This window comes from Enterobacter sp. HG048 (assembly GCF_024702055.1).
GTDB lineage: Bacteria > Pseudomonadota > Gammaproteobacteria > Enterobacterales > Enterobacteriaceae > Enterobacter > Enterobacter dykesii.
Genome location: NZ_JANLIZ010000011.1, coordinates 39,009 through 51,315, shown reverse-complemented (window position 1 = coordinate 51,315; position 12,307 = coordinate 39,009). Strand labels below are relative to the sequence as shown.

Here is a 12,307-nt window from a genome sequence, read left to right as displayed (position 1 = left end):
AGCCTTTGCTGCCTGCTGGTTAACTGTCTTGCGCACAATACGTACCACACAGTGTAACAGACAGGATTAATAATGATTTATGTGATGAAATGAGCAGATAAGCTGCTGTTAAATATGCTTTGTAACAATTTCGACTAGAATTTATACCAGAATTAACTGGTCGAATACGTGCACTTTTTTAGAATACGCTGTTACAAAGACTATCCGAACCTTTGGGAGTACACACAATGCAAGAGAACTACAAAATTCTGGTCGTGGATGACGACATGCGCCTGCGCGCGCTGCTGGAACGTTATCTGACCGAGCAGGGCTTCCAGGTTCGTAGCGTCGCGAACGCTGAGCAGATGGACCGTCTGCTGACCCGTGAATCTTTCCACCTGATGGTTCTCGACCTGATGCTGCCTGGCGAAGACGGGCTTTCTATTTGCCGCCGTCTGCGCAGCCAGAGCAACCCGATGCCGATCATCATGGTGACGGCGAAGGGTGAGGAAGTTGACCGTATCGTGGGCCTCGAAATCGGCGCGGACGACTACATTCCAAAACCGTTTAACCCGCGTGAACTGCTGGCGCGTATTCGCGCTGTTCTCCGCCGTCAGGCGAACGAACTGCCTGGCGCGCCCTCTCAGGAAGAAGCCGTCATCGCCTTCGGCAAGTTCAAGCTGAACCTCGGCACGCGCGAGATGTTCCGTGAAGATGAGCCAATGCCGCTCACCAGCGGCGAGTTTGCGGTTCTTAAAGCGCTGGTCAGCCACCCGCGTGAACCGCTTTCCCGCGACAAGCTGATGAACCTGGCGCGCGGTCGCGAATACTCCGCAATGGAACGCTCCATTGACGTGCAGATCTCCCGCCTGCGCCGCATGGTGGAAGAAGATCCTGCGCATCCTCGTTATATTCAGACCGTATGGGGTCTGGGCTACGTGTTTGTCCCGGACGGCTCTAAAGCATGAGGCGAATGCGCTTCTCGCCGCGTAGCTCGTTTGCCCGCACCCTGTTACTGATCGTCACCCTGCTGTTCGTCAGCCTGGTGACGACCTATCTGGTAGTGCTGAACTTTGCGATCCTGCCGAGCCTCCAGCAGTTTAATAAGGTCCTGGCCTACGAAGTCCGTATGCTGATGACCGATAAACTGCAGCTGGAGGACGGTACGCAGCTCGTCGTTCCCCCGGCGTTTCGCCGTGAAATCTACCGTGAACTGGGCATTTCGCTCTACTCCAACGAGGCGGCGGAAGACGCTGGCCTGCGCTGGGCGCAGCACTACGAATTCCTCAGCCAGCAGATGGCGCAGCAGCTTGGCGGCCCAACGGAAGTGCGCGTTGAGGTCAATAAAAGCTCGCCCGTCGTCTGGCTGAAAACCTGGCTTTCACCCAACATCTGGGTGCGCGTTCCGCTGACCGAAATCCATCAGGGCGACTTCTCGCCGTTGTTCCGCTACACCCTGGCGATTATGCTGCTGGCGATAGGTGGCGCGTGGCTGTTTATCCGTATACAGAACCGACCGCTGGTCGACCTGGAGCACGCTGCGCTGCAGGTCGGTAAAGGGATTATTCCTCCTCCGCTACGTGAGTATGGCGCCTCGGAAGTCCGTTCGGTGACGCGCGCGTTTAACCATATGGCGGCTGGCGTGAAGCAGCTGGCGGATGACCGTACGCTGCTGATGGCGGGCGTCAGCCATGACCTGCGCACGCCGCTAACGCGTATTCGCCTGGCGACGGAGATGATGGGGGAAGAGGACGGTTACCTTGCCGAGTCCATCAATAAGGACATCGAAGAGTGTAACGCCATCATCGAGCAGTTTATTGACTACCTGCGCACCGGGCAGGAAATGCCAATGGAGATGGCGGATCTGAACGCGGTCCTGGGCGAGGTGGTGGCGGCGGAAAGCGGCTACGAGCGTGAAATTGATACCGACCTTCAGGCCGGTGAAATTCAGGTTCGTATGCACCCGCTCTCCATCAAACGTGCAGTGGCGAACATGGTGGTCAACGCGGCACGCTACGGCAACGGCTGGATTAAAGTCAGCAGCGGGTCTGAACTCAACCGCGCCTGGTTCCAGGTGGAAGACGACGGTCCGGGCATCAAGCCCGAGCAGCGTAAGCATCTGTTCCAGCCGTTTGTGCGCGGCGACAGCGCGCGCAGCACCAGCGGCACGGGCTTAGGCCTGGCGATTGTTCAGCGTATTATCGATAACCACAACGGACTGCTGGAGATTGGCACCAGCGAGCGGGGTGGGCTGAGCATTCGCGCCTGGCTGCCGGTACCGGTGACGCGAGGGCAGGTGAAAGAGAGTTAAAAAAAGGGTGGCCTAATGCCCTCACCCCGACCCTCTCCCACTGGGAGAGGGAGAAAACATTAAAAAAGGCAACTTTCGTTGCCTTTTTGTTTTTACCTACAGCTTCGGTCCAGCGCTCACCAGCGCAGCACCCGCCGGGGTATCGGTATACTTCTCGAAGTTCTCAATAAACAGCTTCGCCAGAGATTCCGCTTTCTCGCGCCACTGCTCCGGAGAACCGTACGTGTTGCGCGGGTCGAGGATATGCGTATCCACGCCCGGCAGCGACGTTGGGATCGCCAGGTCAAACATCGGCAGCGTGAAGGTTTCGGCGTCGTCCAGAGAACCATCCAGAATGGCGTCGATAATGGCACGGGTATCTTTGATAGAGATACGTTTGCCGGTACCGTTCCAGCCGGTGTTCACCAGGTAGGCCTGCGCGCCGGATGCCTGCATGCGTTTCACCAGCACTTCAGCGTACTGCGTCGGGTGCAGCGACAGGAAAGCCGCGCCGAAGCAGGCGGAGAAGGTTGGGGTTGGCTCCGTCACGCCGCGCTCGGTACCCGCCAGCTTGGCGGTGAAGCCGGAGAGGAAATGGTACTGCGTCTGGCTGGCCGTCAGGCGAGACACCGGGGGCAGCACGCCGAACGCATCCGCGGTCAGGAAAATGACCTTCGTGGCATGACCCGCTTTTGACACCGGCTTCACGATATTGTCGATGTGGTAGATCGGGTAAGAGACGCGGGTGTTTTCCGTTTTCGACGCATCGTCGAAGTCGATGGAGCCGTCGGCACGCACGGTGACGTTTTCCAGCAGCGCATCGCGACGGATCGCGTGGAAGATATCCGGCTCGGCCTCTTCAGACAGGCGAATGGTCTTCGCGTAGCAGCCGCCTTCAAAGTTGAATACGCCGTCGTCATCCCAGCCGTGTTCGTCATCACCAATCAGGCGACGTTTTGGATCGGTGGACAGGGTGGTTTTCCCGGTGCCGGACAGGCCGAAGAATACCGCCACGTCGCCTTTTTCACCGACGTTAGCCGAGCAGTGCATGGAGGCGATGCCCCGCAGCGGCAGCAGGTAGTTCATGACCGAGAACATCCCTTTCTTCATTTCGCCGCCGTACCAGGTACCGCCGATCAGCTGGATACGCTCGGTCAGGTTGAAGGCCACAAAGTTTTCGGAGTTCAGACCCTGCTCTTTCCACTGTGGGTTCGTGCATTTCGCACCGTTCATCACGATGAAATCAGGGGTGAAGTCCTGCAGCTCTTCGTCGGTTGGACGAATAAACATGTTTTTCACGAAGTGCGCCTGCCAGGCCACTTCGGTGATAAAACGTACGGAGAGACGGGTATCGGCGTTAGCGCCGCAGAAAGCGTCGACAATGAACAGACGCTTGCCGGAAAGTTGTTGGGTGACGAGCCCTTTCAGGTGCTGCCAGGTTTCCGGAGAGAGCGGTTTGTTGTCGTTCTTCCCTTTGCCCTTGTCAGCCCACCACAGCGTATCGCGGGTGGTTTCGTCTCGGACGATATACTTATCTTTCGGCGAACGACCGGTAAAGATACCGGTATCGACGGCGATAGCACCAAGATTCGTCAACACACCACGCTCGTATCCTTCCAGTGCTGGATTGAGCTCTTCCTGATACAGCGTATCGTAGTCGGGGTTGTAGACGATTTCCTGGACGTCGTGAATACCATAAGCCTTGAGATCTTGCGGGGTTAAACCAGTAACACGCATATCACTGCTCCTTAGCCAATATGTACTGCCTGAAATTGTAGGGTTTTTCTGAGGTTGTTAACCGCGACGGGGCTCATAGATTTACGCATCTGGACAAAACCCTTACTAACGGAAAACGCTGCGACTCCAGTCACAGCGCAGGCGGATTATCGCAGGAATCGCTTTTTGGTTGGGGAAAATGTTCCGAAAAGGTTAAGGGCTGGTGATTTTATCGGAAAGAATGTGAATGTAATCGCATACACGTAAGAAAATTACGTAAGAGTTACATTGGGAAAACGATTCAGCTTAAGCGGGGTTTTTTGTCCCTCACCCCGGCCTCTCCCAAAGGGGAGAGGGTTAGGGTGAGGGAAAGAGGTTTAGTGAACCTGCGGATCCGCCGGGGAGGCGTTGTTGCGGATCTCAGCGATATCCATCGAATTGAACACGTAGTGCGTACCGCAGTAGTCACAGTGCATATCAATTTCGCCGTCTTCCGCCATGATGCTGTCGATCTCTTCGTCCGGCAGGGTTTTCAGCGCGCCAGCACAGCGCTCGCGTGAGCAGGTGCACTTAAATTCCACGGACTGCGGGTCGTAAACCGTCACTTCTTCTTCGTGGTACAGACGCCACAGCACGTCGGTCGCCGACAGGTTGAACAGCTCTTCCGCTTTGATGGTTTCGGTCAGCGTCGCCAGGTGCTCAAAGTCATTGGTCTGCGCGTCCTGCGCAGGCAGAACCTGCAGCAGCATGCCGCCCGCAGCAGGCTGACCGTCCACTTCACCGGTGCGGATGAAAAGGCGCGTCGGCAGCTGTTCAGAACGCATGAAGTAATCTTCCAGGCAGGCTGCCAGGGTATCGCCTTCCAGACCCACCACGCCCTGATAGCGCTCACCTTCCTCAGGGGAGATGGTGATCACCAGGTAGCCATTACCCACCAGCGTTTTGAGGTCCGCATTTTCAGGCACGTCGCCCTGAACGCGCGCCACGCCGCGCATCTGCTGCTGGTTATTGCCGTTGATCACCGCCAGCGTCATCGGGCCGTCACCCTGCAGCTGCACGGTGATATCACCGGCAAACTTCAGCGTCGCCGTCAGCAGGCTGGTGGCAACCAGCAGTTCGCCCAACAGGGTCTTCACCGGCAGCGGGTAATTGTGGTTTTCCAGAATCTGTTTCCAGGTTTCGGATACGGTGACCAGCTCGCCGCGCACGGCGAATTGTTCAAACAGATAGCGGTGTAATTGGTCGTGTTGGGCCATTTTCATCTCTCGTGCGGGTGAGGTTAATCAGTCTCACCGTGTTTAAATTTCATCAGATCGCGGCGCTCTTTTTTATCCGGTCGCCGGTCCGGGTGGGGCATCGTCAGCGCGTTCATTTTGCGCGCCAGCGCGGTCTTCTCGCGCTTTTCAATGCTCTCCGCCGTCTCTTCATAAAGCAGTACGGCTTCCGCTGCGGGTCGACGCTGTTCGGTAATGGCTTTGATCACTACCGTACGTTCATCGTTGCCCTGACGCAGCGTTAAGGTGGCATTAAGCTCAACCAGCTTGCTCGGTTTGCTGCGCTGGCCGTTGTAATGCACTTTTCCGCCGTCAACCATCTCGCGGGCAAGGGCGCGTGTTTTATAAAAACGCGCTGCCCACAGCCATTTATCCAGTCTTACCCCGTCAGAGGGTTTTTCTTTCATGGCGTCTCCTTCACGGTCAGTGAGGGGATCATCTGGCGGTAGTCGTTCAGTCCCGGGTGGCGCAGATAGCTTTTTTCAGCCAGGCCAGAGTCAGGATTGGTCACGCCCAGACAGTAGCGAATGCCAAACCTTGCGGCAGAATCCAGAATGGGCTCGCTGTCATCAATGAACAGCGTACGTTCTGGCTGCAAACCCGTCTCTTCCTTCACCGCATGCCACAACCGCTGATCCTCTTTCGGATAACCAAATGTGTGGGTGGAAAGTAATAAATCAAGGTGCGACGCCAGACCGGTATGCTCCAGCTTCACCGCCAGATTATGTGGATGCGCGTTGGTCAGCAAAATACGGCGCTTGCCGCTGGCTTTCAGCGCATCCAGAAAGGGCACGGTATCCTCGCGCAGAACGGCGCGCGGGCCCTGGGCGGTGGTCATGGCACATATATCCAAACCGAGGCGCTCGCTCCAGTAGTCAAGACAGTACCAGTTTAGCGTATGTTGCACCGCGCTATATTGCGCACGAATGAATGCCTGCGCTTCTGCCGGGGAGATCCCCTGCTGCTCGCCATAGGTTTCAGGAACCAGCGTTTGCCAGAAATAGTTATCAAAGGCGAGATCGAGCAGCGTGCCGTCCATATCCAGCAGAACGGTATCAACCTCCTGCCAGGCGATATCAAGATGCATAAGGGGGAACTCCAGCCAGAAGAAACGTGCGCGACAGGGTAGCACATCTTGTCGCGCAACGACGTTATCAGATCAGGCTCTCAGACGAGGGGATCAGCTTTGGATTAAGGCAGTTTTCATAATACTGCTGAATGTCGGCAAGCCGTGTGCGCGAGCGCTGGTAGCGGCGCAGGGCCATAAAGCCGTTCCAGAAAATGGCGGCAAGCATCGCGGTCATCAGCAGAGAGGTGCCGATGTAGCGCCACAGTCCTGCGCTGTCCGGCATTCGGTGCAGGCCGATATGGCGAGTGCCGTTGGCGTCGGTATAAATACTCGTGACAATCCCTTCGGCGCTGAACGGCGTTTGCATCAGCATCTGCGCCAGGCGCTGGAACTGGCTCCACTGTTCCTGCGCCGGGTAATCATAAAGCGCGACCTGCGGGTAGGGCTGATCGACCAGGTCGCTGCCTTCATCGCTTGCTATCACAAAGCCGCCCGGAGCCGGGCTGTTCAGCGCCTGAGCCGCACGGGTAGTCTCGCGCATCATGAACGGCGACGTCGAGGTGGCGACCAGGTTATCCAGAGATTCAGCGCTCACCGGACGCAGCAGCACGTTGACGCCGTCCAGCCGTCCCGCTTCGGCGCGTTTCACCAGCGAGTCCCAGTCTTTACTGTTCCCCAGGTTTACCAGGGCGTTTTTAAGGCGTATGCACTCATCCTGAGAGGAGCATAAATCCTGCGTTTTCAGGACGATGTCACCAAAATCATCCAGCAGAACCATGCCTGATTTCTGAATGGCCGAGCGCAGTGCGGGGCTGACGCGCGAATCATCGTCCGGTTTCGGGTGCAGCTGGCGGTTAACCGTCTGGGTGAGAGCTGTGGCTTTGTTCACCACTTCGGATTCCGGCAGCGGCAGCGGCGGCGCGTCGTTCCAGATAATTTGTGAACAATCGAACGGCATGAACGGCGAGCTCTGACGCGTGTTCCACGCCCCCGGGGTGTGAATATTACACATCCCGGTCCCCTTCAGGCGCAGCGTGTCCCCCACGCGTACACCGGCTTCATCCAGTTTGTTGACGCTGGTCGCTTCAATGGTTTGCGCCCCTTTGATCCACGACAGGGTGAATTTAATGGGCATATCCAGCGGCACGAAAAGCAGCAGCATGGCTAAGACCAGCGCGGCGCCGCCGGCAATGACCGTACTGCGCAGCCAGTGCTGAAGCGGGAAATTTTTCACTTCATCATGCAGAGACAGGAAGCGTCCCTGACGCACAACGTGGCGGTCAAGGTAGATATCAATGTCGGTTTTCTGCCCTAGGTCCTGTGCGATCCACGGCTGCCAGTGGCGCGGGTAGATCAGGTCGATAATACCGAGCGAAATATTGTTGAGATGTTCCTGATCGTTTTCACCGAACAGACCCCAGCGCTTTGGCGTCCCGCGCAGGCAGTGGATCTCGCGTAACGAGGTTTTAGCCGGTGGAGCAAAGAGACCCCAAAGCCCACCGGCCAGCAGCAGCACCGCGCCGCCAGCCAGCCAGGGGACAAACACATCCGGCGTGAGCAGGCAGATAAAAAAGAGCAGGAAGGCAGCAACGATCAGAATGGCTTCACGAATGCCGTCCGGGCGGCTCAGGGCATACTCTTCATGCGTTTCCTGGCGAATGTTCAGCAGTTCGATCTGCTCTGTCTCTTCGCCACGAATGGACGCCTGCGTTGAACTTGCGCGTTCCAGCGCAAAACGCGGGGCTTCCTGAAGGTATTCATTTAGCGTATGGCCGTTAAGCGAGATAACCAGGGGCAACGAATCGGTGTGAATCAGCTCAACGCTGTTTTCGTCATTAATATATTGCTCCCAGGACGGGGGCAGATGCACTTCGACGGAATCAAGGTAATAGCGCCATTTGTTGGGGTCATCAGTCGTGATGCCGTAGCGCGTGATGGAGCGCGTCACGCAGAGCACGGTATCACTTTGCGCATTAAGCTTGAGCGCGACGGGCGCAGCGGTGGCTCCCGTTGGCCCAGGCGTTAACTGAGTACGGTTCAGGATTTCGAGATAGTTTTCAACCGCATCGCGCTCGTCCTGCGTGAGTTTACGCGTGCTCGCACCCGCAAATGCATTTAAAAAAGGCAGACGATAACGGCGCTGTACGCGGCGCCTGTACAACCACCCTGCAACAAACGCGCCGGCCAGCATAGCAGCGAGAACAATCAAAATGGTGCTCATGCTTTCCCCATCTTACTTATCTTCTTACAGGTGTATACCCGTCATACTTCGAGTTGTCTGTGCGTTGGCTTTCCTCGCTCACCTCAGTCACGTACTAATGTACGCTCCTGAGGATTCGCTGCGTCGCCGCCTTCATACAACTCGATTTATTTAGGGTAAAGTCAGTAGCACCTTTACATTGAATGAGAGTCTGTGGCTGGCTATCGGCAAGTATGGAGTCGAACTTGAGCATTCTGAAGCGCATCCCAGTGACCGGTGATGATAGCAAAGCCTGTTATGGCGCGATATCAGCAAATTCCTGGAAACATTTCAACCTCTTGACATTTGTTTTGAATTGAGGATTGATCCCAAATACGTTGCATAAATGTAAATAAAGAACAATTGACATTGCCGAAACCGTGCAGCGTATCGCACAATAACGCCAGTTCTCACTGCTAAGACCCATCAAGATGAGCAAACCACTACAAAAACCCACTATTCTGAATGTTGAAACTGTCGCCAAATCGCGCCTGTTTAATGTCGAAAGTGTGGACCTGGAGTTCAGCAACGGTGTGCGTCGCGTTTATGAACGTATGCGCCCCTCTTCGCGCGAAGCGGTGATGATTGTTCCCATTGTCGACGATCATCTGATTTTGATCCGCGAATACGCTGTGGGAACGGAATCTTACGAGCTTGGGTTCTCGAAAGGACTTATCGATCCGGGTGAAACCGTCTTTGAAGCGGCAAACCGCGAGCTAAAAGAAGAGGTGGGCTTTGGTGCGAATGAGCTTTCATTCCTGAAAAAGCTGAGCATGGCGCCGTCCTATTTTTCCAGCAAAATGAATATCGTGGTGGCTGAAGACCTCTATCCTGAATCGCTGGAAGGGGATGAGCCGGAGCCGTTGCCGCAGGTTCGCTGGCCGCTAGCGCACCTGATGGATCTGCTGGAAGACCCTGACTTTAATGAGGCCCGCAACGTGAGCGCGCTGTTCCTGGTACGGGAATGGCTGAAGGGGCAGGGGCGGCTGTAGTGGCCTGATGCCCTCACCCCAACCCTCTCCCACGGGAAGAGGGAGCAAACACAAAAACGGCAACCAGAGGTTGCCGTTTTGCTTTGTTGTCAGAACAGCTCGTGCGTCTCGCCGTTATCAATAATCTCTGTCCCCACCTCGTGCACCGCCTGCGTGGTTGGCTGCGTGCCCTCGATGAAATACTCTTCGCGGCTATTACCGCCGTTGGCGAGCTGACCGGTGCTGCGGTCGATATTAACCGTCACCACGCCCGGCGGTGGCGTTAACGGCTGCTCCGGCACGCCTTCAAGAACGGACTTCATGTAGGCGTCCCAGGCCGGCTGCGCGCTCTTCGCACCGCCTTCGTAGCCGGAAATCTGATCCTTTATCGCGCCGGAGGCCGTTGTACGACCTAAGTCACGGCGGTGATCGTCGAAACCGATCCAGACCGAGGTCACCACGCCCGGGCCGTAGCCGGAGAACCACGCGTCTTTCGAGCTGTTGGTTGTCCCCGTTTTACCGCCGATATCATGGCGCTGCAAATCACGTCCTGCGCGCCAGCCTGTGCCCTGCCAGCCTGGTTCACCGAAGATGTTGGTGTTCAGCGCGCTTTTGATCAGGAACGACAGCGGCGTGTTGATCACATGTGGGGCATACTCCGGCGCGCCGGTCTGTGCCACCAGCGACTGGTTAGCCTGCTCAAGCTGCGGCTGCGGCACGACGCCGTTCTGCTGCTCCTGAGACACGGCAGGGTCTTCCATGTCCTTATTCTCAAGCACCTCGGATTTTGGCGTATTGCCATAAATGACCGGAATATCGCAGTCAGGACAGGCAATCTTCGGCTTCGCTTCAAACAGCACGCCGCCCTGATCGTTTTCAATCTTGCTGATGAAGTACGGGTCAATCAGGAAGCCGCCGTTGGCCATCACCGAGTACCCGCGTGCGACCTGAAGCGGCGTAAACGAGGCGGAGCCTAACGCCAGCGACTCGGTGCGAACGATGTTCTGCGCCGGGAAACCGAAGCGCTGCAGATACTCTGCGGCATAGTCGACGCCCATCGCGCGCATGGCGCGCACCATTACCACGTTTTTCGACTGTCCCAGACCCTGACGGAGACGAATAGGGCCGGCATACTCCGCAGGGGAGTTCTTCGGCTGCCAGTCGGAACCGGCACCGGCATCCCAGCGGGAGATTGGCACGTCGTTAAGGATGCTGGCGAGGGTCAAGCCCTTATCCATCGCTGCGGTGTAGAGGAACGGTTTGATATTGGAACCGACCTGACGCAGCGCCTGGGTGGCGCGGTTAAATTTGCTCTGGTTGAAATCAAACCCGCCGACCAGAGCCAGTATGGCACCGTTCTGTGGGTTAATAGAGACCAGGGCCGAGTTTACGTCCGGCACCTGTGCCAGCCACCAGGCTTCGCCTACCTTGCGCACCCAGATTTGCTGCCCGGTCTGGACGGCATCGGTCACTTTACGCGGCGTTGCGCCCTGCAGCGTATCCGAGCGGTAAGGACGCGCCCAGCGGATACCGTCCATACGCAGGGAGACGGAGGTACCGTCCGCGAGCGTCGCAACGGCTTCCTGAGGATCGGCCTGCGTGACCACGGCAGGAAGGAGCGGACCATAGGTTGGCAGCGCCTTCAGCGTACTGGTGATTTTTTTGCTGTCCCACGCGCTTTCGCCCACTTTCCAGAGCACGTTTGACGGGCCGCGATAGCCGTGACGCATATCGTAGTCCATCACGTTGTTCCGCACCGCTTCCTGAGCCGCCTGCTGGACTTTACGGGTGACGGTGGTGTACACGCGATAGCCATCTTCATAGGCCTTGTCACCATAGCGATTCACCATCTCCTGGCGAACCATTTCGGTCAGGTAAGGAGATGCGAAGGCGATTTCAGGGGCGTGGTAGTTAGCGTCAATAACGTCGTTACGCGCCTGGTCGTACTCGCTCTGGCTGATGTAGCCTTCGCTCAGCATACGTGACAGGACGACGTTACGGCGCGCGGTGGCGCGATCGAGCGAGTAGAGCGGGTTAAAGGTGGACGGCGCTTTCGGCAGACCGGCGATGGTTGCCATTTCGCTTAAGGTGAGCTGCTCAACGGGCTTACCGAAGTACACCTGTGCGGCAGCCCCCACGCCATAGGCGCGGTAGCCCAGGTAAATTTTGTTGAGGTACAGCTCAAGGATCTCGTCTTTGCTCAGCAGCTGCTCAATACGGATCGCGAGGAATACCTCTTTGATCTTACGTATCAGCGTCTTTTCAGGGCTGAGGAAGAAGTTACGCGCCAGCTGCTGCGTAATGGTGCTCGCCCCCTGAGAGGCGTGACCAGAGAACAACGCAATGCTCGCGGCACGGAAAATCCCCACCGGATCGACACCGTGGTGCTCGTAAAAACGGCTGTCCTCCGTGGCGATAAAGGCTTTCACCATCACGGGTGGAATTTGGTTTAAGGTCAGCGGAATACGACGCTTCTCGCCATACTGCGCCATCAGCTCGCCATCGGCGCTATAGACTTGCATCGGGATCTGGAGGCGCACATCGCGAAGCGTGGCGACATCAGGTAGCAGTGGCTCAATATATTTGTATAAACCGTAAATCGAGCCTGCTCCCAGCAGAATGCAACAGACTGCAAGGATGAATAAATACTTTACGAACTTCACCGGAGATTTCCCATTTGGTTTCACTTGGGCAGTTTCTAAACAATCGCGCGGTAGTATAAAGGCAAGCCTGATTCATTGATATAGCCGTCAAGGCGACGGGCGATAA

The 12,307-nt window shown here is 56.6% G+C and carries 9 protein-coding genes; 3 read left to right on the top strand and 6 right to left on the bottom strand.

All coding sequences use genetic code 11. From position 1 onward, the window contains the following. Positions 1-227: 227 nt before the first annotated feature. Positions 228-947 carry a two-component system response regulator OmpR gene (ompR, locus tag NUX24_RS13970; RefSeq protein WP_001157751.1) on the top strand — a complete coding sequence of 240 codons (720 nt, stop codon included), beginning with the start codon at positions 228-230 and terminating at the stop codon, positions 945-947. Continuing rightward, on the top strand, positions 944-2,290 hold the full coding sequence (gene envZ / locus NUX24_RS13965) for a two-component system sensor histidine kinase EnvZ (protein ID WP_023309494.1): 1,347 nt from the start codon (positions 944-946) through the stop codon (positions 2,288-2,290). Before ompR ends, envZ begins: the two co-directional genes overlap by 4 nt. Positions 2,291-2,386: 96 nt before the next feature. On the opposite strand, the gene pckA is transcribed toward envZ, so the two are convergent. The 5 genes from pckA to NUX24_RS13940 form a co-directional block, all read right to left on the bottom strand. After that, positions 2,387-4,006 carry a phosphoenolpyruvate carboxykinase (ATP) gene (gene pckA / locus NUX24_RS13960; RefSeq protein ID WP_047652888.1) on the bottom strand — a complete coding sequence of 540 codons (1,620 nt, stop codon included), beginning with the start codon at positions 4,004-4,006 and terminating at the stop codon, positions 2,387-2,389. 356 nt (positions 4,007-4,362) lie between these two features. After that, positions 4,363-5,247, bottom strand: a complete 885-nt coding sequence (gene hslO / locus NUX24_RS13955; RefSeq protein WP_161495995.1) for an Hsp33 family molecular chaperone HslO — start codon at positions 5,245-5,247, stop codon at positions 4,363-4,365. Positions 5,248-5,264: 17 nt separating this feature from the next. Continuing rightward, complete coding sequence (hslR, locus tag NUX24_RS13950) at positions 5,265-5,666, bottom strand: ribosome-associated heat shock protein Hsp15 (RefSeq protein WP_029740483.1); 402 nt, start codon at positions 5,664-5,666, stop codon at positions 5,265-5,267. Continuing rightward, complete coding sequence (gene yrfG / locus NUX24_RS13945) at positions 5,663-6,346, bottom strand: GMP/IMP nucleotidase (protein ID WP_214577433.1); 684 nt, start codon at positions 6,344-6,346, stop codon at positions 5,663-5,665. Before yrfG ends, hslR begins: the two co-directional genes overlap by 4 nt. A gap of 67 nt (positions 6,347-6,413) precedes the next feature. After that, the gene (locus NUX24_RS13940) at positions 6,414-8,549 is read right to left on the bottom strand and encodes an intracellular growth attenuator family protein (RefSeq protein ID WP_257832249.1); all 2,136 of its coding nucleotides are present in this window, start codon (positions 8,547-8,549) and stop codon (positions 6,414-6,416) included. Positions 8,550-8,998: 449 nt separating this feature from the next. Between NUX24_RS13940 and nudE the strand changes: the two genes are divergently transcribed. Then, positions 8,999-9,559: an ADP compounds hydrolase NudE gene (gene nudE / locus NUX24_RS13935; RefSeq protein WP_008503041.1), complete on the top strand. Its 561-nt coding sequence runs from the start codon at positions 8,999-9,001 to the stop codon at positions 9,557-9,559. 89 nt (positions 9,560-9,648) lie between these two features. On the opposite strand, the gene mrcA is transcribed toward nudE, so the two are convergent. Continuing rightward, positions 9,649-12,201 carry a peptidoglycan glycosyltransferase/peptidoglycan DD-transpeptidase MrcA gene (gene mrcA / locus NUX24_RS13930; protein ID WP_257832246.1) on the bottom strand — a complete coding sequence of 851 codons (2,553 nt, stop codon included), beginning with the start codon at positions 12,199-12,201 and terminating at the stop codon, positions 9,649-9,651. Positions 12,202-12,307 lie beyond the last annotated feature (106 nt).